Raw genomic sequence first — 24,643 nt, forward strand, 5'->3', positions numbered from 1 at the left:
CCATGGAATGGATCGAAAGTTTGCAGTTGCACTGGCGACGGCGTTTGCCGTTGATTCGCCAAACGGAATCCGCAGAATGTGGCGTGGCTTGTCTGGCAATGGTGGCGGGGTGGCATGGCTACCGTATCGACCTTCCCAGCTTACGCGGACAATTTAGCATTTCTCAGCACGGTATGACTTTCGCGCGCTTGATGGAGTGTGCGGCGGTTTTACGTCTTTCTGGCCGTGCGGTACGGCTGGAGTTGGAAGAATTAGAACAACTCGTGCTCCCTTGCATCTTACATTGGGATCTCAACCATTTTGTGGTGCTCAAACGTGCTCGAGGTCAACAGATTGAGTTACACGATCCTGCCCGTGGCGAAGTAAAAATGTCGCTGACGGAAGCGAATCGCCATTTCACTGGGATCGCGTTAGAACTGACGCCGACTCATGCTTTTGAAAAACGCGATGAGCGCAAGAAAGTACGCTTGACTGCCTTGATAGGTCATACCGTCGGTTTAAAAGCCGCACTCGCGCGCATTTTCTGTTTTGCTCTGGCACTTGAAGTTTTGGCATTGCTCAGCCCGCTGATTAACCAAATTGTGATCGACGAAGTCTTGGTGGCGTTGGATGATAGCCTCTTAGCCTTGATCGTGATTGCGATGTTGCTGATGACCGCAGTTCAAACCCTGATCGGGTTAGTCCGACAATGGGCAACCATTTCCATGGCAGTGAACTTCAATATGCAATGGACGGCGAATGTTTTTCATCATTTGCTGCGTTTGCCGATTGATTGGTTTGAAAAGCGGGATATTGGCAATATCAGCGCGAAATTTGATGCGGTCGACACCATCCAAAATACGCTAACCACCAGTATTTTAGAGGCGTTTCTCGATGTTCTGTTGGTGGTTGGAACGTTAAGCATGATGCTGCTGTATAACGTGCAATTGACGTTGATCGCCATTGCTGCGGCGTTGCTGTACGCCGCTTTACGTATCCTGTGGTTCAGCACTTTCCGCAAGGCGGCCGAAGACAGTTGGATGGCGAGTACCCGGGAGTCGAGTCATTTTTTAGAAACTCTGCACGGGATTCTCAGCTTGCGAGTCAATGGGGCGTTGATGCATCGGGAATCGGCTTGGCGCAACTTGAACATCGCCCGTCGTAATACCCAGTTGCGTGAAAGCAAGTTGGCGATGGTTTACGACATCATCAATACCGTGATCGGTAGTTTGGTGGGGGCGGCGGTTCTATGGTTTGGTGCGCAAGCGGTGTTATCCGGGCAGTTTTCTGTTGGGATGTTAGTTGCCTATATGTCTTTTCAAGGCCGTTTTTCTGCCAGTATCAATGGGCTGATCGACAAGGCATTTGCTTGGCGTATGCTCGATATTTACAACGAACGGTTGGCAGATATTGTGATTACGCCACGGGAGGGCGCGAGGCCGGTAGCCGAATCAGAGCAACTGGAGACTCCGCACGCTTTGGTTATTCCAGTATTAAGACCGGAGCACCCGGTGGTGGTATTGGATAATCTTTGCTTCAGTTACGCTCAAGGCGAACGCGAGATTCTGACGGATATCTCACTACAAATCATGCCGGGGGAAGTGGTTGCGCTGGTTGGGCGCTCCGGCTGTGGCAAAACCACGCTGGCTAAATTGATTTTGGGCTTATATCCGCCGACTTCAGGGCGGCTGTGTACGTTAGGTATTGAGCATTCACAGGCCGGTTATACGCAAATACGCCAAATGATTGGCGCGGTATTACAAGAAGACCAACTGTTTCGCGGCGCGATTCTAGATAACATCACTTTTTTTTCTCACGATACTGATCTGCAATGGGCGCAGCATTGTGCCGAATTAGCACAATTACATCAGGATATTATGGCGTTACCGATGGGCTACCAAACGTTGGTGGGGGAAATGGGTGGCACACTATCGGGTGGGCAAAAACAGCGGTTATTATTAGCTCGGGCATTATACAAACGGCCAAAATTATTGGTATTGGATGAAGCAACCAGCCACTTGGATGTCGAGAATGAAATTATCATCAGCCAAACCTTACGCCAATTGGGTTTACCCATCTTATTGATTGCTCATCGACCCGAAACCATTGCCTCTGCCGATCGCGTTATCGAACTGGATCGCGGTAGGATAGCCACTTCTTCTTCTATACTTGCAGCGACGAGCCAATAGGGTTGAAGCCTTGGCAAAATGCGGCGATAATCCGCGCTATCACAAATCGTTGTGAACAAAACACCGAATCCATCCCTTCCTCGTCGGGTTAACGACGCGGGAGGGATTTTTTTTGCTACTGCCTGAAGGCCTCTGCCGCAGGCAACACGTTGAAATAGAGGGTTTACTATGAGCACCTTAGGCCATCAGTCCGATAACTCCTTAGTGTCCAATGCCTTTGGTTTCCTGCGCTTTCCGCTGAATTTCATGCCTTACGACAGCGATGCAGACTGGGTAATCACCGGTATTCCATTTGATATGGCGACTTCTGGTCGTGCGGGTGGGCGTCATGGCCCGGCGGCGATCCGTCAGGTTTCCACCAATCTGGCGTGGGAAGGTAACCGCTGGCCGTGGAGCTTCGATCTGCGCGATCGTCTGAATGTCGTCGATTGTGGCGACATCGTGTTCAACTTTGGTGATGCACAGGACATGAGCGACAAATTGCAGGCGCACGCAGAAAAACTGCTAAAAGCCGGTAAGCGTATGCTTTCCTTCGGTGGTGACCACTTCGTTACGCTGCCGCTGTTGCGTGCTCACGCTAAGCATTTCGGCAAAATGGCGTTGGTGCATTTCGATGCGCACACCGACACCTACGCGAATGGCAGCAAGTTTGACCATGGCACCATGTTCTTCCACGCGCCGAACGAAGGGCTGATCGATCCGAATCACTCTGTGCAGATCGGTATTCGTACCGAGTTCGACCACGATAACGGCTTCACCGTGTTGGATGCCGCGCAAGTGAACGATCGTGGCGTGGACGATTTGCTGACTCAGATCAAACAGATCGTCGGCGATATGCCAGTGTATTTGACCTTTGACATCGACTGTTTAGATCCGGCGTTTGCACCGGGCACCGGTACGCCGGTGATTGGCGGCCTGACTTCCGATCGCGCCTTGAAACTGGTGCGTGGCATGCAGTCGCTGAATATCGTCGGTATGGACGTCGTCGAAGTGGCTCCCGCTTACGATCAATCAGAGATCACCGCGTTGGCGGCGGCGACACTGGGTTTGGAAATGCTGTACTTGCAAGCGGCTAAAAAGCAGGCGTAAGTATACCCGTCATACTTGGAGCAGCCTCTTTGTTGGCTGCCTTTGCTCACCCTAGTCACTTGGTGAGCCAAGCTCCTAGGGCTTCGCTCAGTTGCCGCCGCGATGCAACTCCAATTATTTAGGGTATAGATCATCACGCTGGCCTGCCAAGGTCAGCGTGCTTGTTGATCAAAAGAGTTATGGAGAACCCATGCTGGAAAAACCTTCTATACGCCTTAACAAGTATATTAGCGAGAGCGGCATTTGCTCGCGTCGCGATGCCGATCGTTACATTGAACAGGGCAACGTATTTATCAATGGTAAACGCGTTGCCCTGGGCGATCGGGTGTTTGCTGGCGACGTTGTTAAGGTTAACGGCCAAACCATTGAGCCTCGCAACGAAGAAAATCTGATCTTTATTGCGCTAAACAAACCGGTGGGTATCGTCAGTACCACGGAAGATGGCGAGAAAGACAACATTGTCGATTTCGTTAACCACAGCACCCGTATTTTCCCGATCGGGCGGTTGGATAAAGATTCTCAAGGGCTGATCTTCCTCACCAACCACGGCGATCTGGTGAACAAGATCCTGCGTGCGGGCAACGATCATGAGAAAGAGTATCGGGTCACGGTGAATAAACCGGTAACCGACGACTTTATCCGTGGTTTAGGTGCCGGTGTGCCGATGCTGGGCACGGTGACCAAAAAATGCAAAGTGAAGAAAGAAGCTCCGTTTGTCTTTCGTATCACGCTGGTTCAAGGGCTTAATCGTCAGATCCGCCGCATGTGTGAGCATTTCGGTTTTGAGGTGACTAAGCTGGAGCGCACTCGCATTATGAACGTCAGCTTGGCGGGATTGCCGTTAGGTGAATGGCGCGATCTCACCGATGACGAATTGATTGAGTTGTTTAAATCGATCGAAGGTTCCACTTCCGAAGCGAAACCGGCGACCAAGAAAGCCAAACCTGCGGTAAGAAAACCGGTCAGCAATGGGGCGAAAAGTGCTGATAAGCCGAGTGCTAACCCGGCGGGTCGTAAGCGTTTTGCTCAGCCGGGTCGCAAAAAGAAAGGGCGCTGAGCCTCTTTAAGTCCTTGGCAGGGTGTGAACGCCCTGCCAGTTTTATTCCTGTCTCACTCCCTCACGTTTCACACTTTTGTGATCTCATTCGCATTTGTCACTATTCAATAACTATTCATTAACATTTCGTTCGCCACTCTCTTGACGAAAGATTCACCAGACCTATAGTGACTGTATTAAATAAGAAACTGAGTTTCACATATGAAACAATCAGCTAGAGGATAAAAGCAATGAGTTGGAAAAACGTGTGTGAAGTTTCACAGGTGAAAGAAGATTTCCCCTTCTCTGGAAAAGTGAATGGGAAAGAGATCGGTGTTTATTTGCTCGACGGTCAATATTACGCCTTGGAAGACGTTTGCCCGCATGCTTATGCCTTGCTCAGCCAAGGGTTTGTTGATGACGGTAAGGTCGAATGCCCACTGCATGAAGCGCTGTTTGATGTGCGCACAGGGCAGTGCCTGCGTGAACCCGGTGGCCGCGATCTGCAAACCTATCCCACCCGAGTGGTCGACAATCAAATCCAGATCACTTTCATAGAGGAGTAACCCATGCAGCAGATCACCGACATCAATCCTTGGTTACCAGATACCCAGCAAGTGATCCCAGCACGCGAAGGCGGTCACGGCCAGATCCATCAACCCGGCAAATATCAAAACGTCATTTGGCAGACCCGCGCTCGTTTGCCGGACGGTTTTGAAACCGCGTTGGTCAGTGCGTTGGAAGAGATCTTCGAACAAGGTGTGGAAGAGTTGGAGCCGATTGTTAGCGCGCTAAACCAACGCCGTTTGTTCGATCGTAACGGCCAGCCGTGGAGCGAAACCACATTCAGCGAGTTCCTTCAGGTTAACGGTTTCTGAGTACATCAAGGAGAAAGCGGCAATGACAACCAATACAAAAGCCTCAGCACAGGCCGTGCAAGATTATCTGGATCAAGGTTTACGCGGTTTGTGGTACCCGGTGTTAGCCAGTTGGGAAGTGGCCAACAACCCGGTGGGTATTACCCGTTTGGAACAACAAATTGTTTTGTGGCGTGATAGTGAAGGTAAAATTCACGCGCTAGAAGATCGCTGCCCGCACCGCGGCGCGCGTTTGTCGATGGGTTGGAACTTGGGCGACCGTATTGCCTGCTGGTATCACGGCGTAGAAGTCGGCGGCGATGGCGAAGTTAAAGATGTGCCAGCGGTGGATAACTGCCCGTTGGTCGGGCAAAAATGCCTGCGTTCTTACACGGTGCATGAGGCTCACGGCACCGTATTTCTGTACTTCGGCGTGACTGCCGACGAACAACCTGCCTCTCTGGTATTCCCGCCAGAATTGGCCGATAGCGAGTCCTACAGCAACTTCCTGTGTACCGCCAGTTGGGACTGCAACTATCAATATGCGTTGGAAAACGTGATGGACCCCATGCATGGCACCTATTTGCACTCTTCTTCGCATTCAATGGCGGAAGGCGATCGCAAGGCCGACATGATGTTGGAGCCGACCGATACTGGTTTTATCTTCAAGAAGAACGGGCAAATTGGCGTCAACTTTGACTGGGTAGAACTCGGTGACAGCGGTGCGATGTGGATGCGTTTGTCGATCCCCTATAAGAAACGTTTCGGGCCGGGCGGTCACTTCTGGATTATCGGCATGGTCGTCCCTGAAGATAAAGATCACTGCCGCGTATTCTTCTGGCGTATCCGTAAAGTGAAAGATTGGCAGCGTAACCTGTGGCGTTTCATGTATCGCAACCGTTTGGAAGCGCTGCACTGGGACGTATTGGAGCAAGATCGCGTGGTATTGGAAAACATGGCACCGAACGCGCGTGACCACGAATACCTGTATCAACACGATGTTGGTGTTTCGCGTCTGCGCCGTATGATGCAACGAGAAGCGCAGAAGCAATTGGCGCAACTCAGCGAACGAGAAATGGTTCAATGAATGGCTTGCTGGCGGGTAAACGCATCGTAGTGACCGGCGCAGCGCGCGGGTTGGGGCGCAGTTTCGCCAGCGCCATCTCTACCGCCGGAGCGCAGGTGGTGATGTGCGACATTTTGGCCGATGAGTTGCAAAGTGCCGCTGCCTCACTGCGTGAACAAGGTGCTCAGGTTGAAGCTCAGGTGATCGATCTAGCTTCACCAGCCTCAATTAGCCATGCGTTCAGCGCCATCGCCCAAGGAGGGGCGATTCATGGCCTAGTCAACAATGCGGCACTGGCGACCGGGGTTGGCGGCAAAACCATGATGGAATACGATATTGAGCTGTGGGATCGGGTCATGCAGGTTAACGTGCGGGGTACCTGGTTGGTCAGTCAGGCGGCAGTCCCGCTGTTAGCGCAGCAGCCGCACAGCAAGATCGTCAACGTGGCGTCTGATACTGCTTTGTGGGGCGCACCGCGCCTAATGGCTTATGTTGCCAGTAAAGGTGCGTTGATCGCCATGACACGTTCGATGGCGCGTGAATTGGGTGAACAGGGAATTTGTGTCAACGCCATTGCGCCGGGGCTGACGCGAGTGGAAGCGACCGAATATGTCCCAGCCGAGCGCCATCAGTTGTATGAGCAAGGTCGAGCGCTGACGGGAGCACAACATCCTGACGACGTGACCGGTAGTGTGCTTTACTTGCTGTCGTCGCTGGCGGATTTCGTTACCGGGCAACTGATTCCAGTAAACGGCGGCTTTGTATTCAACTAGGAAGGAAAGCAATATGGCTGACGAACAAGCATGTAAGTATCTGATCCCAGGGTTGGATCGTGGATTACAGATGCTGCTGGCATTGGGTGAACAACGTAAGGAAATGACCTTTGCAGAACTGCATCGCTTGGTCGACATGCCAAAAGCTACCGCCTATCGCGTGGTACAAACGCTGGAACACCTTGGTTTTCTGGAACGCAACGTGCGCACCAATACTTTTAGTCTCGGCATCAAGGTGTTGCGATTAGGGTTTGAATACATTGCCTCGCTGGATGTGGCGCAGGTCGGGCAACCGGTGATCGAACAACTGCGCGATCGCAGCCAGTGCAGCAGCCACTTGGCAATTCGCGACGAACGCGACGTGATCTACATCGCTCGCGTCAGCGCTGCCGGTTCGCAAATCAATCAGGTGAGTGTCGGCACGCGTTTGCCGGTTCATCAGACTTCATTAGGTCGAATGCTATTAACCAGTACCACACGTGAAGAGTTCGACAAGCTTTATCCGCATGATGTTCTGCCCGATATCGCACCGGGCGCCCCGACTAACCGTGAGGCGCTGTGGCAGATGGTGCAACAGGACAAAGCACGCGGTTATGTGATTGGTGAGTCCTTCTTCCGCCGTGGAATTTCGTCCATTGTTTACCCTATTTTTAACCGGGAACAGCAAGTGGAAGCGGTGGTCAGCATCATGGTGCCATTCGACGAAATCCCAAAAGCGGATCGTGAACGGCTGCGAGCGGAAGTCCGCGATGCGGCACAGAAAATTTCTGGGTTCTTAGGGGCGTCAGTGCAGGCAAACGTCGGCTGATCCCATTCTGATTAATTGATTTAGGCAGGGATTAAGCTCCTGAAAAACAGGAGCCGGGGTTTCTGCACGCCTAAAAACCTATTTATGAGGCAGAATTATGAGCATCATTGGAATCGAAAAGTTGGAATTTGGCGTCGAAGATCTGCCAACGTGCGCCAGATTTATGAATGACTTTGGTCTACAGGCGGTAGCTGAGAGTTCAACGGAATTCACTACGTTGAGCGGCGCTCGGGTGGTGCTGCAACCGCAAAACAGTGACGACTTACCCCCAGCATTTGAAGCCGGTTCCACACTGCGTCGTATGACGTGGGGCGTGGCGAATCCGACCGAATTGGACGCGTTGGCAGTCAAACTGGCGACGATGCCGGGTTTCCAACGTGTCGGTGAAATGTTGGAGTGCCGCGACCCGAATGGGATGACACTGCGCTTTGCCGTGACTCAACAGCATGAAGTGGAGTTGCCGGTACTGCCGATCAACCAGTGGGGCGATGTGCGCCGTATCGATCAGCCAAGCCCGGTTTATTCGCAGGCGCAGCCAGTCAATATTGGCCACGTGGTGTTCTTTGTTGACGATCTGGCTGCGACGGAAAGTTTCTATCGTGAACAACTCGGTTTCCAAGTTTCCGATCGCTATATCGATCGCGCGGTGTTCTTGCGTGCTCAAGTGCGCGGCGGGCACCACAATCTGTTCCTGCTGAAATTACCGAACCGCTCGCGTGGCCTAAACCACGTGGCCTTCACCGTGCGCGATATTCACGAAGTGATTGGCGGCGGTATCGCGATGAATAAAGAAAACTGGAGCACCTTTATCGGACCCGGTCGCCATCCGATTTCTTCCGCTTACTTCTGGTACGTCAACAGCCCAACTGGCGGCGCGTTTGAGTATTACACCAACGACGACTTCTTGACGGAAAACTGGCAGCCGCGTGAACTGGAACATTCTCTGGTGTCGTTCACCGAATGGGCGGTGGAAGGCGGCATCGATCACGATACCCGCCGTCAGCATAAGAAGCCGGGGGCGTTATGAGCCAGCCAATCCGTGCGGGCATAGTCATCATCGGCGGCGGTCAGGCCGGTGGCTGGGCGGCGAAAACGTTACGCGATCGTGGCTACGACGGCACGCTGAGCGTGGTGAGCGACGAGCCTTACGACTTCTATGAGCGCCCTCCGTTATCAAAAGCAGTATTGCTGGATGACGAACCTTCATTCAGCCAACTGTTCAGCGCTGAAGTGGTTACGGCACTGAATATCACTTGGTATCGCCCATTACGTGCCGAAAGCATCGATGCCAAACAGCAAGTCATCACCCTGAGCGATGGTCGTCAATTGCAGTTTGATCAACTGCTGATCGCCACCGGTGGCCGCCCACGTTTGCCGGATGCCAGTTGGTTGGCAAACCCACAGGTGATGACACTACGCTCTTGGGACGATGCACAACGTTTGCGCCAAGAATTACGCAACTGTCAACGATTGGCGATCGTTGGCGGAGGGTGGATCGGATTGGAGATCGCCGCTTCTGCTCGCAAGTTGGCTGTTGAGGTCACGGTCTTCGAACGTCAACCTGGGCTTTGTATGCGCAGTGTCGGGGCGGAGGTTTCGCAAGCATTGTTGGCGTTGCATCAGCAGCAGGGGGTCACCGTACATTGCGATTGTGGTGATATTCAACTGGAGCAACGTGATGGCAAAGCGTGGATCGGCAGTGCCAGCAGCGCTGCGCAATCGTTCGATTTGGTGGTGGTCGGTATCGGTGTCGAATTGAATCTGGAACTGGCTCACAGCGCGGGTTTACTGGTGGAAGCCGGCATTGTGGTCGATGGACAAGGGCGTACCAGCCATCCGGCGATCTTCGCTGCTGGCGACGTGGCGCGTCACCCGCAACTTGGTTTGTGTCTGCAATCTTGGGCTTACGCGCAAAATCAGGCCATCAGCACCGCTTGCGCGATGTTGGATGCTTTTGCAGCTCCTTACAACGACGTCGCTTGGCTATGGTCAGATCAATACGACACCAATATCCAGATCCTCGGCGTCCCGCAAGGCGGTGTTCACCATCTGGTGCGCCGGACTGCGCAGTCGCAAGTGTTTTTCACTCTGAATGCCGACCGGCAATTAGTGCAAATGGTGGCATTCAATGATGCACGTACCATCAAGCTTGGCAAACGCTGGCTAGCCAGTGGGCGAGTACTGGAGCCAGAACAACTGGTGGATGCGGAGTTTTCTCTGATGGCGTTGAAATAACGCCCGAGCTTTCTTTAATGGCGTTGAAACAACGCCTAAATCAATGGGAGCGATTTATGGTTGTGCAAGATATCGATGCCCACGCCAAGCGGGCAGGGGATGCTGTTGCCGAAAAACCGCAAGAACAGGTGCGTTGGTCGATCCCTCTGGCGTTATTTGCCTGCGTATTGTTGGCATTTTTTGACAAGATCAGCATTGCGGCTCTGTTTTCCGACAGTACCTTCCAACAGGCGCTGGGCATTGGTTTTGATCCGACCCGATTAGGGCTACTGATGAGCGCGTTTCTGTTCTCTTACGGTATTTCCTCCATCGTATTGAGTGGGATTGGCGACCGCATCAACCCCGCCAAAGTGTTGATGATCATGATGGCGGTCTGGGGAGGATTGATGCTGATGATGGGATTCACGCATTCCTACCAGGCCATGATGACGTTACGCATTTTGCTTGGCATCGCTGAAGGACCGCTGTTAGCACTGGCTTACACCATCATCCGGCACACCTTCCCGCCACGCTTGCAGGCACGCGCCACCATGATGTGGCTCTTGGGCACGCCGTTGGGAGCGGCGCTGGGGTTCCCGGTCACGCTGTTTATTCTTGAGCGCTTTGGTTGGCAGGAAAGTTTCTTCTTCATGGCATTCCTGACACTGCCAGTGATGCTGTTGGTGATGCTGGGGATGCGTAACCTCAACATCCAACGCCCAGCGAAGGTGGAAACGCATCAACCGACGGTGCACGCACGTAAACAACATCTAAAAGAGCTGCTGCATAACCCGCACTTTTGGATGATCTGCTTGTTTAACATCGCCTTCCTGACCTACCTGTGGGGTATCAACGGTTGGTTGCCGAGCTACCTGATTAAAGGCAAAGGCATTCACCTTGAACACGCCGGTTATCTGTCGTCGCTGCCGTTTATCGCCATGTTATTAGGTGAAGTGTTGGGTGCATGGATGTCGGACAAGCTGGATCGCCGTGCTTTGGCCTGTTTCATCTCGTTGGTCGGAGCCGGAATCGGGCTGGTAGCGGTGCTGCATCTAGAAGGTACTTACAGCGTCATTGGTGCGATGGCATTCAGCACCTTTATGTGGGGAGCCGGTGCGCCGAATATTTTCGCGCTGTTGGCTAAAGCGACGAGCAGCACGGTCAGTGCCACCGCAGGCGGCATATTCAATGGGTTAGGCAATTTCGCTGGTGCACTGGCTCCGGTGCTGATGGGCGTGTTGATCGCGGCCACTAGCAATATGGATAACGGCTTGTTGTTCCTGGTGGTGATGGCCTTTATTGGCAGCATCATCCTACTGCCGTTATTGAAAAAGTACTGATAACCAATTGATTTAACTAAAGGAGTGCATTATGTCTCAAGTCGAGAATAAAGCGGGTATCAAGCCACAAGATATTTCCATGGGTAACTGGGTTGAGTCGCGCATCGCACGTTTTGAAGGTCGTAAATACGACTGGAACGCGCTGAAGTTCCAAGCGGATTTTGATCCGAAATACCGCCGCGCACAAATGCGTTACATCGGTACCGGTGCGACTGGCGTCGTTGCTGACGTCAATACCGTACCCGCGGGTAATTTTACTTTCTCCACCATGGTGTTGCCGTCGAAATGCGAAGGGCCATTACACCTGCACGACGATGTGGAAGAAGTGTTCTTCATGCTGAAAGGCAGCATCACGCTGATGATTCAGGATGGTGATGACTATTACGAAACCATTCTGAAAGAGCGGGATCTGATCTCGGTTCCCGCCGGTATCTACCGTGGCTTGTTCAACCACGGTGAAGAAGAAGCGCTGATGTGCGTGATGTTGGGCACGTCCAAGCCGGAAATCCCGACCTACCCGGCGGATCACCCACTGTCTAAAGTGAAGCGCAACTGATGAACGGCTTACCACAACGTCAACAGGCGGTATGCAGCGGTTATCGCCTAAGCTGGCGCGAAGCCGGACAGGGGCAACCGGTGGTGCTGTTGCATGGCATCAGCTCCAGCTCGGCGTCGTGGGTTAAGCAGTTTAACGATCGACAACTGTTAGCGGATTGTCGGCTGATAGCTTGGGATGCACCGGGCTATGGCGGTAGTTATCCGCTGACTCAATCACAACCGGATGCCGTGGCTTATGCTCAGGCCTTGGCGCAGCTGCTGACGGCGTTGGATATCCAGCAACCGTTGATCGTCGGGCATTCGCTGGGAGCGTTGATTGGCAGTGCTTTTGCCGCCTGTTACCCGAATGCGTTACGCGGGCTGGTATTGGCGGACCCGGCTCAGGGATATGCCCGCGAGCCAGAAACCAAGCGGCAACAGGTGTACGGCCAGCGTCAACAGATGATGGCGACGTTAGGGCCACAGGGATATGGCGAACAGCGCGCTTCAGCCTTGCTACGCCAGGGTGCCGACGAACAGGACATCGCTTGGGTACGCAGCAGTATGCAGTCGCTTGATCCTGAAGGGTTCTTGAGTGCTGCCTGGATGCTGGCGAACGATGATATTCACACTTATCTGGCGAATTATCGTGGCCTGTTAGAAGTGTGGTGTGGCGATGAAGATGGCATCACGCCACCTGCGGCAGCCGCCACATTGGCGCAACAGCACGGGACAACAATACAACTGATCCCGCAGGCTGGACACGCCAGTTATTTAGATGCACCGGAGACGTTCAATCGTTATGTGCAGAATTTTACCGGAGTGATGCAACCATGAATTTCCAGATAGAGAAACGGGTAGCCGTAGTGACCGGGGGCTCGTCAGGCATTGGTTTTGAAACGCTGCGGCTGTTGTTGGCAGAAGGGGCAAGAGTCGCTTTCTGCGGTCGTGACTTGGATAAGTTGGCCGGTGCAGAAGCGCAACTGCGTGCGGAATTTCCGCAAAGCGAAATACTGGCGCTGAGCTGCGATGTGTTAGACGTCGATCAAGTAGAACGGTTTGCCTTGCAAGTGACTGCACGTTTCGGCGCGGTCGATATGTTGATCAACAACGCCGGACAAGGTTTCGTCGCGCATTTTGAACAAACACCACGCAGCGCCTGGCTGCATGAAGCTGAACTGAAATTATTCGGCGTGATTAACCCGGTGCAGGCGTTTTTACCGGCGTTAGAACAGTCGGATATTGCCTCCATTACCTGCGTGAATTCCCTGCTGGCGCTGCAACCGGAAGAGCACATGATAGCTACCTCGGCGGCGCGGGCGGCGTTGCTCAACATGACGCTGACGTTATCGAAAGAGCTGGTGGAAAAGGGCGTCCGCGTGAACTCGATTCTGCTGGGCATGGTGGAGTCTGGGCAATGGCGTCGTCGTTTTGCTGAACGAGACGATCAAAGCCAAAACTGGGAGCAGTGGACGGCGGCGATTGCGCAGCGACGCGGTATTCCGATGGGGCGACTCGGCAAGCCGCAGGAGCCAGCACGAGCGCTATTGTTCTTGGCCTCTCCGTTGGCCTCCTTCACCACCGGTGCGGCGCTGGATGTGTCCGGCGGCTTTAATCGGCATCTGTAAGCGCAGGAGCGGAATAATGAAGAAAATCATGATGATTGGTTATGGCGCGATGGCGAAAGAAGTACTGGCGCGTCTACCAAAGGGTGTCGAACTGGGCTGGATCGTGGCGCGTGAAGCGCACCATGCGGAAATTGCCAATGAGTTTGCCGGGCGCGTTGATGCCATCAATCATCCGGATCAGTGTGATGGTCAACCGGATCTCGTGTTGGAATGTGCCAGCCAACAGGCGGTGGCGGAGTTTGGTGAAGCGGTGATTAAGCGCGGTTGGACGTTGGCGGTGATCTCTACCGGGGCTTTGGCGGATGCCGCTTTGCAACTGCGTCTACAGCAGGCTGGAGAACGCCATCACGGCAAAGTGCAAATCCTTTCCGGCGCGGTCGCGGGTATGGATGGCTTGGCCGCTGCGCGTGAAGGCGGGTTGGCGAGCGTGACTTATCAATCTAGCAAAAGCCCAGCCAGTTGGCGCGGCAGCCTAGCGGAGACACTGATCGACCTTGATGCGGTAACCGCTCCCAAGGTGTTTTTCGAAGGTTCTGCCCGCGAGGCTGCGCGGATGTTCCCGGCCAATGCCAACGTCGCGGCGACCATCGCGCTGAACGGTTTGGGCATGGAAGAAACCAAGGTGCAATTACAGGTTGATCCGCATACCCAGCGCAATACCCACCGTTTGCAGGTTTGTGGTCAGTTTGGCGAGTTCCACATCGAGTTGTGTGGCATGCCACTGGCCAGTAATCCAAAAACCTCAACGCTGGCGGCGCTCAGTGCGGTGCAGGCTTGCCGTCGTCTGGTCGATGGATTCAGCGGCTGAACATCAGCGGAAAAATAATAGGAGTTCCCCATGGAAACGTTAAAGATTTTTGTCGCAGGGCGCTGGTGTGAAGGACGCGGTGACATGATGAGTTCAGTCTTTCCCGCAGATGGTTCGCTGAATGCGCAACTGCGCGCGGCTAACGTGGATGACGTTAATGACGCGGTTGCGGCGGCAGAGCAGGCTTGGCGCGCGCCCTCATGGCGTGGTTTAGTGCCCCATCAACGCGCAGCGATTTTGCACCGCGTCAGCGATTTGATCACCGCGCAGCTAGAAGAATTGGCGCAATTACAAACTCACGACAATGGTAAACCGTTGGCGGAAACCCGTGGTCTGGTTGCCAGTGCAGCAGCCACGGCGCGCTACTTTGCTGCCGCTTGTGAAGTGCTGGAAGGTGAATTGCCGACGCAGCGTAACGCCGAGCTGATGACATTGAGCCAGTATCAACCATTGGGTGTGATCGCCGCGATTACTCCATGGAACTCGCCGATCGCCAGCGAAATGCAAAAAGTGGCTCCGGCATTGGCGGCGGGTAACGCCGTAATCCTCAAACCAGCGGAAGCCACGCCGCTGATGGCGTTGAAACTGGCCGAACTGTTCGAACAGGCCGGGTTACCTGCTGGCTTGCTGAGCGTATTGCCGGGTAAAGGTTCGGTGATTGGCGAAGCCTTGGCACGCCATCCGTTAGTGAAAAAAATCTCCTTTACCGGCGGCACCAGCACTGGACGTCACTTGGCGCATATCGCGGCGGAAAAACTGATCCCAACCTCGCTGGAATTGGGCGGAAAATCGCCGACTATCGTGCTGGAAGACGCCGATTTGGAGCAGGCGGCACGCGGTATCTGTTACGGCATTTTCAGCTCCGCTGGGCAGGCGTGCATCGCCGGTTCACGACTGTTCGTCCATCGTTCGTTATATCAACCCTTGTTGAACCGCTTATGTGAGCTGACTGCTGGTTTACGCATCGGCAACCCGTTGCAACCGGGTGTGCATCTGGGGCCATTGATCAGCGAGAAACATCGCCAAAGCGTGGCGGATTACGTGGCCCTGGCGCAACAAGAAGGCGGCAAGGTATTGATCGGTGGCGAAGCGCCTGCCGATCCGCAGCTTTCCAACGGCAGTTATTACTTGCCGACGATTATTGAAGGGTTGAGCAACGACGCTCGCGCCTGTCAGGAAGAGATCTTCGGCCCAGTGCTGGTGGCATTGCCGTTTGATGATGAGCAGCAATTGATCGAGATGGCGAACGACTCGGTTTACGGACTGGCTGCCGGGATCTGGAGCCGTGATTTCCCACGCACCATGGCACTGGCCGAGAAATTGGAAACCGGCACCGTATGGATTAACACCTACAAAGTGTTCTCGATTTCTACGCCGTTTGGCGGATTCAAAGAAAGCGGGCTAGGGCGAGAAAAAGGCTTGCACGGCATTAAGGCCTATATGCAGCAAAAGAGCCTGTATCTGTCCCTGAGTCATCAATCGAATCGCTGGAGTGATTAAGTCACTAGCGCACTAAATAATCATAATAAGGTAACAATGATGAGCGAAAAAATTACGGTTGGTGAAGCGATTGCTCGAACTCTGGAGCAGTACAACGTGTCGGCGATGTACGGCATTATCTCGATTCACAACTTGCCGATTGCCGATGCGGTCGGCCAACGCGGAGCGATCCGCTTCGTCCCAGCGCGAGGTGAAGCGGGGGCGGTGACGATGGCCGATGCCCATGGTCGTTTTTCTGGTTTGGGTGTGGCGCTGACTAGCACGGGAGCCGGTGCCGGTAATGCGGTCGGTGCGATGGTGGAAGCGTTAAACGCCAACACGCCGATGCTGCACATTACCGGTCAGGTGGAGAAAGCCTATCTCGACGCCGACGCCGGTTTTATCCATGAAACTAAAGATCAGATGGGTTTCCTGCGTGCCTGTTCTAAACGCGCTTATCGCGTCAACTCGCCACAGCAAGCGGTCGCGGTGATCCAACGGGCGATTCAGGAAGCGCAGACTGCGCCTTGTGGCCCGGTGGCGGTCGAGATCCCGATCGATATTCAAAGCGCATTAGTCTCCAGCTCGGTACTGACCGAAGTGGTCTCTGCACCGGCGTTACCCGCGGCAGACGCGGCGGCAGTCGAGCGTTTATATCAGCACGTGCGTAATGCAAAACGTCCGTTGCTGTGGGTTGGCGGCGGGGCGTTGGCCTGTCAGCAAGCGGTCAGGAAATTGGCGGACGTTGGCGTGGCGGTGATCTCCAGTACCCACGGCCGGGGCATTCTACCGGATAGCCATCCACGCAGCCTGCGCGCGTTTCACAACTCGCCAAGCGTAGAGGCGATCATGACTCAGTGCGATTTAACGTTGGTTGCCGGTTCGCGTCTGCGCAGTAACGAAACCCGAACTTGGACGTTACCGTTACCGCATCCGCTGGTGCAAATTGATATCGATCCGGCGGCGGGCAACCGTAACTATTTAGCGGATGAACAGATCAGTGGTGATTGTGCGGCGTTGTTGAATGCCCTAGCGGCGCGGTTTACCGCAGGGGAGAAAGCCAATGCGGCTTGGGACGCTGAAATCATTAGCGCGGTGCAGCAGGCGGAAAAAGCACTACGTGAACAGTCAGGTGAATACGCCAAATTGAACGATGCTATCGCGGCAGCATTGCCGGATGATGGCCTGCTGGTGCGTGATATCACGGTTTCCGGCAGCGTGTGGGGCAGCCGCCTGTTCCGGGCTATTTCGCCGCTGTGTAACATTCACTCGCTGGCGGGGGCGATCGGCATGGGGTTACCGATGGCGATCGGCACGGCGATCGCCAATCCGCAACGTAAAGTGGTCGGGCTGGTGGGCGATGGCGGCTTAGCGCTGGGGTTGGGCGAACTGGCGACCATGGCGCAGGAACAGGCCAATCTCACCTTATTAATCATGAACGACGGTGGCTACGGTGTGATGCGTGGCATTCAAGATAAATACTTTGCGGGTCGCCAGTATTACAACGAACTGCATACGCCGGCATTCACCCAAGTCGCGGAAGCGATGGGGCTGAAAGCGTGGAAAGTGGAGGATGCGGCGCAATTTAACGGCGTGCTGGCAGAGGCGATTAACTATCCGGGGCCATCGGTGGTAGAAGTGGATATGAAAAGCGTCGGACCATTGACCTTCGCCGGACCACCGCAGAAAACGTTGTATTGATTGATAATTGCGCCCAGCGAAATAGCCGGGCGCTTCATTACATTACTTCCCTGCCGCGATACGTTCGCGAATATGTTGCGCACGCTCTTCGGATGGTGGGTGATCGTCAAACATGCTGCTTTGACGGCCAGCATCCAGTTTTGCCAGTTTCTCAAAGCTGGTGACTAAGCCGTTTGGATCGATACCACGTTTTTTCATCAAATCGAATGAATAATCATCGGCTTCACTTTCCTGCTTCTGCGAGAACTGGGCGTTGACCAGTTTTTCGCCGATATCAGCTAATTGTGATTGCGACAACGAACCGACGATGCCACCGGCAGAGGCCGCTGCAGTGCGCAGCGCCACGGTGCCGTAAGCAACCTGCATTGCTTTACGGGTGTGACCTAACGCGACGTGGCCGATTTCGTGACCGACTACACCTTCGACTTCGTTGTCGGTCATCATGTCCATCAGGCCGCTATACACGCGGATACAGCCGTTAGCCATTGCCCAAGCGTTAACATCTTTGGTGATATAAACCTTGTAGTTAGCCGGGACGCCGTTGATATTATCCCCCAAGGCTGCCGCAATTTTGTTTAGGCGTTGGGTGTATGGGCTGTTAGCCGGTGCGATTTGTGCCTTACTGTCCATCTCGGCACAAGATTTATCACTCAGTGTCTTTACGTCGTCATTGCTCAGCGTCGCCGCTTGGAACGCCTGCGCCCCTGATTGCATCAGGGCATTGGGATCAAGGTTTTGACAGCCACTAACTATGGTTACAATGCTTAAAGCAATCAAAGAGGTACGAATTTTCATAACGTCATTTTCCTATGACAGTAATAGAGAGCAGTGCGGTAGTTGTTTAGGGTAATCTAGCCGCACGAGCCTAGTGTACGTCAATCTCTGCGAAAATAGAGTTATTCCGAAAAACGGGCGAATTTGACTAATAAGTTGTGAATACGCTCCTATTTGGCATTAAGGATTGCCGTTTATACCCGGCATACTTCGAGCTGCATCTTTGTTGGCTCTGGAGTAAGCTCATCGGGACTCGCTCGGTTGTGCCGTGCATGGATGCACCAATGTCGCGAGCGCAGGGATGCGCAGGAGCGACCTGCCTCGATGCAACTCGAATTATTTAGGGTATAATGCTGAACCTGAGAAAATAGAAAACTTGACTGCTTTTTTAATCCGACCTGGAGTAGAACATGTCCTCTCGTAAAGAGCTTGCCAACGCGATCCGCGCACTTAGCATGGACGCCGTGCAAAAAGCAAAATCCGGCCACCCTGGCGCCCCGATGGGCATGGCAGATATCGCCGAAGTCCTGTGGCGTGATTATCTGAACCATAACCCGCAGAACCCGCACTGGGCAGACCGCGACCGTTTCGTGTTGTCTAATGGTCATGGTTCGATGTTGATTTATAGCCTGCTGCACCTCACCGGTTACGCTCTGCCAATGAGCGAGCTGGAAAACTTCCGCCAGTTGCATTCCAAAACCCCAGGCCATCCAGAATACGGCTATACCCCAGGTGTAGAAACTACCACTGGTCCACTGGGTCAAGGTATCGCTAACGGTGTAGGTTTCGCGATTGCTGAGCGTACTCTGGCGGCTCAGTTCAACAAACCGGGTCATGACATCGTCGATCACCACACCTATGTGTTTATGGGCGACGGCTGCATGATGGAAGGTATCTCCCACGAGGCTTGCTCGCTGGCGGGTACCATGAAGCTGGGCAAACTGACTGCGTTTTACGATGACAACGGTATCTCTATCGATGGTCACGTAGAAGGTTGGTTCACCGACGATACCGCTAAGCGTTTCGAAGCTTACGGCTGGCACGTGGTACGTGGTGTTGATGGTCACAATGCTGACTCCATCAAAGCGGCGATCGAAGAAGCCCATAAAGTGACCGACAAGCCATCCTTGCTGATGTGCAAAACCGTGATCGGTTTCGGCTCACCAAACAAAGCCGGTACCCACGATTCTCACGGTGCTCCACTGGGTGAAGCCGAAGTGGCGGCAACTCGTGAAGCTCTGGGTTGGAAATACGCAGCATTCGAAATTCCACAAGACATCTACGCCCAGTGGGATGCTAAAGAAGCCGGCAAAGCGAAAGAATCTGCTTGGGATGCCAAGTTTGCTGCCTACGCTAAAGCCTTCCCAGCGGAAGCGGCTGAGTTCAAACGCCGTATGAAGGGCGAACTGCCAGCAAGCTGGAAAGCAGATGCTAAAGCTTTCGTTGAGAAACTGCAGGCGAACCCAGCTAACATCGCTAGCCGTAAAGCGTCGCAAAATGCGCTGGAAGCTTTCGGTAAAGTGTTGCCAGAATTCCTCGGCGGTTCTGCTGACTTGGCGCCAAGCAACCTGACCATGTGGTCTGGTTCTAAAGCGCTGAACGACGATCTGGCCGGTAACTACATTCACTACGGTGTGCGCGAGTTCGGTATGACCGCAATCACCAACGGTATCGCACTGCACGGTGGTTTCCTGCCGTACTCTGCCACCTTCCTGATGTTCGTAGAATATGCCCGTAACGCGGTGCGTATGGCTGCGCTGATGAAGATCCGTAACGTGTTCGTTTACACCCACGACTCAATTGGTCTGGGTGAAGATGGTCCAACGCACCAGCCGGTTGAGCAATTGGCTAGCCTGCGTGTGACGCCGAACATGAGCACTTGGCGTCCATGTGACCAAGTTGAATCTGCCATCGCTTGGCAGTACGGTATCGAGCGCAACGACGGTCCAACTACGCTGATCTTCTCTCGTCAGAACTTGGCTCAACAGCCACGTACTGCTGAGCAGTTGGCGAACGTTTACCGTGGTGCTTACGTGCTGAAAGATTGCGCAGGTCAGCCAGAGTTGATCCTGATCGCCACCGGTTCTGAAGTTGAACTGGCGGTGGCGGCGGCTGATCAACTGACCACCGCAGGCCGTAAGGTACGTGTGGTTTCTATGCCATCGACCGATGCTTTCGACAAGCAAGATGCGGCTTACCGTGAATCTGTATTGCCTGCAGCCGTTTCTGCTCGTGTGGCGATCGAAGCCAGTATTGCGGATTACTGGTACAAGTATGTTGGCCTGAACGGTGCGGTAGTGGGGATGACCAGCTTCGGCGAGTCTGCTCCAGCAGAACAACTGTTCAAAGAGTTCGGTTTTACCGTCGACAACGTGGTTGCCAAGGCACAAGCGCTGTTGAAGTAAAATAATAAAGTCCCCCCGTGCAACTTTTGGGGGGACTTTTTCACCTATGAGTATCGTTCCTTCGGGGTTGTGATACTGACGCGATGATGGTTCGAATGATTTTGGATCGGTATTAATCTAACTTAGATCTTTTTCTTTCCGTTAAGAAAACCGCGATCCTCGTTAGGAAATCCTTTCGCTGTCATTTCTCGCAAATCTTCCATTGTTTGGTGGAAATTCTCGGGTTGTTCCTGCTGCTGCATCTTTTGATGTGCTTCTAAATCATTTTGCAGACTTGCAAAAGCCTTATTCATTTGTGTGCTCATTTGTTGACAAGCTTCTGCCGAACTGCCCATCACAGAACTTGCCCCCTCACCCCCAGAGAGTGACATTGAACTGGCACTCTGCGTGAATTGACCAGATAACTTCGATTGCGCGTTTGAACTCAGTGCGATACCTGATTTGATAGTTTCAAGGATTGCTTTTGTATCTAACATGTTACTTTCTCCTTTTTATTAAAGTGCTTTAGGGCAAGAGAAGTTTTTTAACGCTCTTGACCAAAGAGGAAAATCTTTCATAGTTGAACGTAATTCCAGACGGAATGAACCTGTAATACCTTGTAATGCCATACTTAAATATCGACTATCGGAGCTTGAAGTAGAAATAGTGCTTGAATCATACATGCGGAAAATTGCCCACGGCCCTTCAAACATTGCCGTTTGAATATTACCGTCGATGGTTTTAAAGGTTAGACGGATGTAGCTCCCTCCTTTTGGGCCGGGCCAATCGATTCGTGTGGGTTGGCTAGAACCATGACTGTAGGTAATTTGCTGTCCATCAATATCCAAGGATGCTTCAGCAATATTTGGTGAGAGTGAATCAGGACGGATAAACATCGAAAAGGAGATTTTGTCACCAGTAGAAAAGAAAGTGTCGCGAATTAATGCGGCGTTCTCAAAGGACTTTGTTGTGCTATTACTGACGATATCTTTCTCTTTCACTTTCCAGGGGCGTGAATTGGTATCGACATAATTAGCCAGGTTTTGATCGAAGAAGGTTTGCATCACCCCTGTACGGCTAAATAAGCGAGTAAAGTCTTCAATACCGATTTCAGCATTGGCTGTACGTGTAAACGGATACCGATTGAGCGTAGTTCCATTGCATAATCCTGATGCTAGTGAGGCGGTACTTTGACTGAGGTTTTGACGATTTAGTTGCAGGCTTTGCATATTGCCCGAATCGATCAGATCCATCATTACGCTTCGTACTGGTTCAGGTTGGCGTGCAGCATCAAGATGAGAACGTTTTAATCCCTCATTTTGTTGAAGGACTTGCCCACTGCGTAGCGAAACTGCCAGCGTGGAGATTTGGCTATAAAGTGCATCAAACAACCGCGATAGTCGATCACTGCCATTATTGGGGGCGTTGCTCAATTCTAAACCTAGGCGACGGATTTGCTGGAAGCGATCTTCTACCGTGTCTTCGGGAGTATTACGAAAACGCGAGCGTTCACCTGTAATTTCATCCATGATATCGCGTTTTTGCATAGTAAAATTGTTACGTTGCCGATCGAACCAACTGGTTGCTCCCCCTTGATCTTTGCCCGTAAGACTAGTTTCACGCAGGGTGAAGCGAATCAGATTAGCCAAATGGGATGAGGGATCGGCAAGTTGGCGAGCTAGTTGCGCCGCATCATCTAGGTTACTGACCGGACGAGCCCGGACATCTTGCAAAAATGCATCCCAGGTGTTGGCGTACTCCAATAAGTAAAGCTTGCGAGCCTCGTCGGCGAGTTTTTGCACGGAGGCTAGTGTGGTAAGGGATACATCAGCCGAATCTTGCAGTACCCATGCTTCTTCTTTTGTCACTTCATTAGCCATATTTTCTACCTGGGGCATGAAAACATCGCGATAACTGGCGCGAGTATAAAACTTAGGTATGGCTATATCGGTGAGGGTGGCTTGGCTTTTGCGCCTTAATGTGAGCGCGACATCGGCCCCCGCAGCATCGGCGAGTGAGATATTTTGAGTCGAAGATGCCTGATTTTTTTCATCGATACGGCGTACTACTCGCATCTGGATCGGGATCTCTGCCGCTCTAAGTCGTGCCAACCTGACCAGATCCTCATCTTTTTTCATAGCAGGTGTCGTTTTTAACCTGAAGAGTTCTTGTAGATGATAATTGAGCACTGCTTTATTCATATCGTTGTAGCCTGAAGGGGTGAAATCATCCCAACGTGACATAAACCAACTAGATAAAGCTTCAGCAGAGCGATGTTCAGGTTCAGCTAACATCATATAAACTTTCAATGTGCCATAGATATCATTGTTAGAATGACTAAGGTTACGGGTTAGAGTGCTAGTGACATAATTTTCCACTGCGGGCAGGAAGAATTTTAATAAATGACGATGGTAGGTTTTCTCAGCTGCATCATTTATTAGCTGGTGTTCAATATAAGGGTTCAATAAAGGTGACGTAACACCTTGCAACTGAGTATTCATATAACCCAATTGTTCATAGGCGGTAATCAGACCTTCGCCAGGACGATTAGTCTCTGGTACTTCGTGAACCAAACGCCGTGTTTCATCAAAACGTGCAGTGATGAATGCTAGATAGTCTCTTTCCCAAAAATAACGACTGGCTAATACGCTGAATGTACCGCCTAGTAATAGCACTATTGCGCAGTAACGTAATAGTGATTTCACCCGTTGTGGGTAAGGTTGACTACGTCGGTTTTTTTGCAGAACCCCACGCTCGGCTATGGCCTGATTAAATGCTTCGTTATACATGGTGCCCATTGGCCTATTTTCCCAAGCACCTGACATCAATTGACTTTGGATAGGTAGTGCCAAAGAACTACCAAACCATAGTTGTTGTAGGCGGCCGACATAACCAATAGGGGTCGCCGGGAAAATTTGTTCTAATAGGCTATAAAGCGGGTTTCTGAATGAACCCAACGCCTCTGTGAAATAGAGTAACTCCCGTTGTGTATCTTCAGCAGTAATTTCGTGCAACACCTCAAGGATATATTGACTTACTCGCGAAACCATATCGCGGTATTGTATTTCGGCCAGCGCTAGGTTGTGTAATTTGTATTCATCTTGTACTAGGTTAAAACCGAGTCCTTTTGAGAACAGCTTGTCATCTATGATAGTGAGAAATGTTTTTCCTCCGGGTAGAACGTCAAGATGATTGACAATGAGATAGACAGGAACATCACTGTGTGATTTTTCTGCTGTTTCCAGTATGCGCACACGTAATGCATCGGCCAATGTTTTACGTTCGGTTAATGAAGCATGAAATAACCAATGGGCATTCAGGCAGAGGAAAATGCCATCGATAGGTGGGTGCTGGCGAAAGCGGAGCAGTAGCTTAAAGAGACGAGTTCTCGCTTTGGATGATGCTTCTTTTTGCCCCTGTAGTTGCGTCCATTCTCCAGCGGTATCGATGTAAACCGCTTGGTCAGTCAACCACCAATTACAATCCTGAGTGGGTCCAGTATCCGTCGTTTGAGTTAGTCCATATTGTTCCGCCATCAAGAATTGCTGACCACTTTCGCTAAGAAGTGACGTTTTACCGCTATTTGTAGGGCCGAGAACCAAGAACCAAGGACGATCATTGAGGTAACGATGCTTAAAGCGATAAATAAAGCGCTGCCAGTTGCCGCGTTGTTGCGCTAAACCAACGTAGCGCAGCGTGCGTACGGCATCATGAAAACGTACGGTGACGCGATCTCGCTCACTCTTATTTTCACTTGGTGTAAAAGAAGCACGTATTTGATGTAGAAACCAGCTGAGGAAAAGGGCGACAAAAGGCCATAGCGCCCAGCAACCGATCAATACAACCAGAATCAATCGTACCCAGATGGCTCTCAGCGGTACCCAAGCGCCAATTGAAATCAGTGGACCAATCCACCAAATAATGGCGCAAAGCAGCAATGCTATTACGACTTTGAAGAATCGACGTAACATAACAATTTCC

General features: G+C 52.3%; 21 protein-coding genes. 18 read left to right on the plus strand and 3 right to left on the minus strand.

Annotation, left to right across the window (positions count from 1 at the left end; all coding sequences use genetic code 11):
- Positions 1-2 precede the first annotated feature (2 nt).
- The 17 genes from AC3ISQ_RS04150 (at position 3) to AC3ISQ_RS04230 (ending at position 17,504) form a co-directional block, all read left to right on the plus strand.
- Positions 3-2,168 carry a peptidase domain-containing ABC transporter gene (locus AC3ISQ_RS04150; RefSeq protein WP_489350802.1) on the plus strand — a complete coding sequence of 722 codons (2,166 nt, stop codon included), beginning with the start codon at positions 3-5 and terminating at the stop codon, positions 2,166-2,168.
- Positions 2,169-2,336: 168 nt separating this feature from the next.
- Positions 2,337-3,257, plus strand: coding sequence for an agmatinase (gene speB / locus AC3ISQ_RS04155; protein WP_489350804.1), 921 nt, complete (start codon positions 2,337-2,339; stop codon positions 3,255-3,257).
- A gap of 190 nt (positions 3,258-3,447) precedes the next feature.
- Entirely contained in the window at positions 3,448-4,314 is an 867-nt protein-coding gene (rluF, locus tag AC3ISQ_RS04160; RefSeq protein WP_489350806.1) for a 23S rRNA pseudouridine(2604) synthase RluF, read from the plus strand.
- 230 nt (positions 4,315-4,544) lie between these two features.
- A complete protein-coding gene (locus AC3ISQ_RS04165; protein ID WP_489350808.1) occupies positions 4,545-4,859 on the plus strand; it encodes a Rieske (2Fe-2S) protein in 315 nt (104 codons plus the stop codon).
- 3 nt (positions 4,860-4,862) lie between these two features.
- The gene (locus tag AC3ISQ_RS04170) at positions 4,863-5,171 is read left to right on the plus strand and encodes a recombinase-like helix-turn-helix domain-containing protein (RefSeq protein WP_489350809.1); all 309 of its coding nucleotides are present in this window, start codon (positions 4,863-4,865) and stop codon (positions 5,169-5,171) included.
- Positions 5,172-5,193: 22 nt separating this feature from the next.
- Positions 5,194-6,237: a Rieske 2Fe-2S domain-containing protein gene (locus tag AC3ISQ_RS04175; protein WP_489350811.1), complete on the plus strand. Its 1,044-nt coding sequence runs from the start codon at positions 5,194-5,196 to the stop codon at positions 6,235-6,237.
- Positions 6,234-6,989: an SDR family oxidoreductase gene (locus AC3ISQ_RS04180; protein WP_489350813.1), complete on the plus strand. Its 756-nt coding sequence runs from the start codon at positions 6,234-6,236 to the stop codon at positions 6,987-6,989. Before AC3ISQ_RS04175 ends, AC3ISQ_RS04180 begins: the two co-directional genes overlap by 4 nt.
- Positions 6,990-7,002: 13 nt before the next feature.
- A complete protein-coding gene (locus tag AC3ISQ_RS04185; RefSeq protein WP_489350815.1) occupies positions 7,003-7,797 on the plus strand; it encodes an IclR family transcriptional regulator in 795 nt (264 codons plus the stop codon).
- 97 nt (positions 7,798-7,894) lie between these two features.
- On the plus strand, positions 7,895-8,824 hold the full coding sequence (locus tag AC3ISQ_RS04190; RefSeq protein WP_489350816.1) for a VOC family protein: 930 nt from the start codon (positions 7,895-7,897) through the stop codon (positions 8,822-8,824).
- Positions 8,821-10,032: an NAD(P)/FAD-dependent oxidoreductase gene (locus tag AC3ISQ_RS04195; RefSeq protein ID WP_489350818.1), complete on the plus strand. Its 1,212-nt coding sequence runs from the start codon at positions 8,821-8,823 to the stop codon at positions 10,030-10,032. Before AC3ISQ_RS04190 ends, AC3ISQ_RS04195 begins: the two co-directional genes overlap by 4 nt.
- 56 nt (positions 10,033-10,088) lie before the next feature.
- Positions 10,089-11,351 (plus strand): MFS transporter, encoded by a 1,263-nt coding sequence (locus AC3ISQ_RS04200; RefSeq protein ID WP_489350820.1) that lies wholly within the window; start codon positions 10,089-10,091, stop codon positions 11,349-11,351.
- A 31-nt stretch (positions 11,352-11,382) separates the two neighbouring features.
- Positions 11,383-11,907 carry a cupin domain-containing protein gene (locus tag AC3ISQ_RS04205; protein ID WP_489350822.1) on the plus strand — a complete coding sequence of 175 codons (525 nt, stop codon included), beginning with the start codon at positions 11,383-11,385 and terminating at the stop codon, positions 11,905-11,907.
- Positions 11,907-12,725 carry an alpha/beta fold hydrolase gene (locus AC3ISQ_RS04210; protein ID WP_489350824.1) on the plus strand — a complete coding sequence of 273 codons (819 nt, stop codon included), beginning with the start codon at positions 11,907-11,909 and terminating at the stop codon, positions 12,723-12,725. The genes AC3ISQ_RS04205 and AC3ISQ_RS04210 overlap by 1 nt, the downstream gene beginning before the upstream one ends.
- On the plus strand, positions 12,722-13,516 hold the full coding sequence (locus tag AC3ISQ_RS04215; protein ID WP_489350826.1) for an SDR family oxidoreductase: 795 nt from the start codon (positions 12,722-12,724) through the stop codon (positions 13,514-13,516). Before AC3ISQ_RS04210 ends, AC3ISQ_RS04215 begins: the two co-directional genes overlap by 4 nt.
- A gap of 16 nt (positions 13,517-13,532) precedes the next feature.
- On the plus strand, positions 13,533-14,324 hold the full coding sequence (locus AC3ISQ_RS04220; protein WP_489350828.1) for an aspartate dehydrogenase: 792 nt from the start codon (positions 13,533-13,535) through the stop codon (positions 14,322-14,324).
- Positions 14,325-14,354: 30 nt separating this feature from the next.
- The gene (locus AC3ISQ_RS04225; RefSeq protein ID WP_489350830.1) at positions 14,355-15,824 is read left to right on the plus strand and encodes an aldehyde dehydrogenase; all 1,470 of its coding nucleotides are present in this window, start codon (positions 14,355-14,357) and stop codon (positions 15,822-15,824) included.
- 39 nt (positions 15,825-15,863) lie between these two features.
- Positions 15,864-17,504 (plus strand): thiamine pyrophosphate-binding protein, encoded by a 1,641-nt coding sequence (locus AC3ISQ_RS04230; RefSeq protein ID WP_489353123.1) that lies wholly within the window; start codon positions 15,864-15,866, stop codon positions 17,502-17,504.
- Positions 17,505-17,546: 42 nt separating this feature from the next.
- Here the strand turns inward: AC3ISQ_RS04230 and loiP are convergent, their stop codons facing one another.
- A complete protein-coding gene (gene loiP / locus AC3ISQ_RS04235) occupies positions 17,547-18,299 on the minus strand; it encodes a metalloprotease LoiP (RefSeq protein WP_489350832.1) in 753 nt (250 codons plus the stop codon).
- Positions 18,300-18,688: 389 nt separating this feature from the next.
- Here loiP and tkt point away from each other — a divergent pair, with 389 nt between their 5' ends.
- On the plus strand, positions 18,689-20,683 hold the full coding sequence (gene tkt / locus AC3ISQ_RS04240; protein ID WP_489350834.1) for a transketolase: 1,995 nt from the start codon (positions 18,689-18,691) through the stop codon (positions 20,681-20,683).
- A gap of 122 nt (positions 20,684-20,805) precedes the next feature.
- Here the strand turns inward: tkt and AC3ISQ_RS04245 are convergent, their stop codons facing one another.
- Together AC3ISQ_RS04245 and tssM are read right to left on the minus strand one after the other, a co-directional pair.
- Positions 20,806-21,159 (minus strand): DUF6277 family protein, encoded by a 354-nt coding sequence (locus AC3ISQ_RS04245; protein ID WP_489350836.1) that lies wholly within the window; start codon positions 21,157-21,159, stop codon positions 20,806-20,808.
- 18 nt (positions 21,160-21,177) lie between these two features.
- Positions 21,178-24,633 carry a type VI secretion system membrane subunit TssM gene (gene tssM / locus AC3ISQ_RS04250; protein ID WP_489350838.1) on the minus strand — a complete coding sequence of 1,152 codons (3,456 nt, stop codon included), beginning with the start codon at positions 24,631-24,633 and terminating at the stop codon, positions 21,178-21,180.
- Positions 24,634-24,643 lie beyond the last annotated feature (10 nt).

The sequence above is a fragment of the Serratia sp. KH_031 genome (genome assembly GCF_057839655.1).

Bases quoted from the DNA above. Each gene is read 5' to 3' on its own strand.
- AC3ISQ_RS04150 (WP_489350802.1), top strand. From the start codon at position 3: ATGGAATGGATCGAAAGTTTGCAGTTGCACTGGCGACGGCGTTTGCCG.
- speB (WP_489350804.1), top strand. From the start codon at position 2,337: ATGAGCACCTTAGGCCATCAGTCCGATAACTCCTTAGTGTCCAATGCC.
- rluF (WP_489350806.1), top strand. From the start codon at position 3,448: ATGCTGGAAAAACCTTCTATACGCCTTAACAAGTATATTAGCGAGAGC.
- AC3ISQ_RS04165 (WP_489350808.1), top strand. From the start codon at position 4,545: ATGAGTTGGAAAAACGTGTGTGAAGTTTCACAGGTGAAAGAAGATTTC.
- AC3ISQ_RS04170 (WP_489350809.1), top strand. From the start codon at position 4,863: ATGCAGCAGATCACCGACATCAATCCTTGGTTACCAGATACCCAGCAA.
- AC3ISQ_RS04175 (WP_489350811.1), top strand. From the start codon at position 5,194: ATGACAACCAATACAAAAGCCTCAGCACAGGCCGTGCAAGATTATCTG.
- AC3ISQ_RS04180 (WP_489350813.1), top strand. From the start codon at position 6,234: ATGAATGGCTTGCTGGCGGGTAAACGCATCGTAGTGACCGGCGCAGCG.
- AC3ISQ_RS04185 (WP_489350815.1), top strand. From the start codon at position 7,003: ATGGCTGACGAACAAGCATGTAAGTATCTGATCCCAGGGTTGGATCGT.
- AC3ISQ_RS04190 (WP_489350816.1), top strand. From the start codon at position 7,895: ATGAGCATCATTGGAATCGAAAAGTTGGAATTTGGCGTCGAAGATCTG.
- AC3ISQ_RS04195 (WP_489350818.1), top strand. From the start codon at position 8,821: ATGAGCCAGCCAATCCGTGCGGGCATAGTCATCATCGGCGGCGGTCAG.
- AC3ISQ_RS04200 (WP_489350820.1), top strand. From the start codon at position 10,089: ATGGTTGTGCAAGATATCGATGCCCACGCCAAGCGGGCAGGGGATGCT.
- AC3ISQ_RS04205 (WP_489350822.1), top strand. From the start codon at position 11,383: ATGTCTCAAGTCGAGAATAAAGCGGGTATCAAGCCACAAGATATTTCC.
- AC3ISQ_RS04210 (WP_489350824.1), top strand. From the start codon at position 11,907: ATGAACGGCTTACCACAACGTCAACAGGCGGTATGCAGCGGTTATCGC.
- AC3ISQ_RS04215 (WP_489350826.1), top strand. From the start codon at position 12,722: ATGAATTTCCAGATAGAGAAACGGGTAGCCGTAGTGACCGGGGGCTCG.
- AC3ISQ_RS04220 (WP_489350828.1), top strand. From the start codon at position 13,533: ATGAAGAAAATCATGATGATTGGTTATGGCGCGATGGCGAAAGAAGTA.
- AC3ISQ_RS04225 (WP_489350830.1), top strand. From the start codon at position 14,355: ATGGAAACGTTAAAGATTTTTGTCGCAGGGCGCTGGTGTGAAGGACGC.
- AC3ISQ_RS04230 (WP_489353123.1), top strand. From the start codon at position 15,864: ATGAGCGAAAAAATTACGGTTGGTGAAGCGATTGCTCGAACTCTGGAG.
- loiP (WP_489350832.1), bottom strand. From the start codon at position 18,299: ATGAAAATTCGTACCTCTTTGATTGCTTTAAGCATTGTAACCATAGTT.
- tkt (WP_489350834.1), top strand. From the start codon at position 18,689: ATGTCCTCTCGTAAAGAGCTTGCCAACGCGATCCGCGCACTTAGCATG.
- AC3ISQ_RS04245 (WP_489350836.1), bottom strand. From the start codon at position 21,159: ATGTTAGATACAAAAGCAATCCTTGAAACTATCAAATCAGGTATCGCA.
- tssM (WP_489350838.1), bottom strand. From the start codon at position 24,633: ATGTTACGTCGATTCTTCAAAGTCGTAATAGCATTGCTGCTTTGCGCC.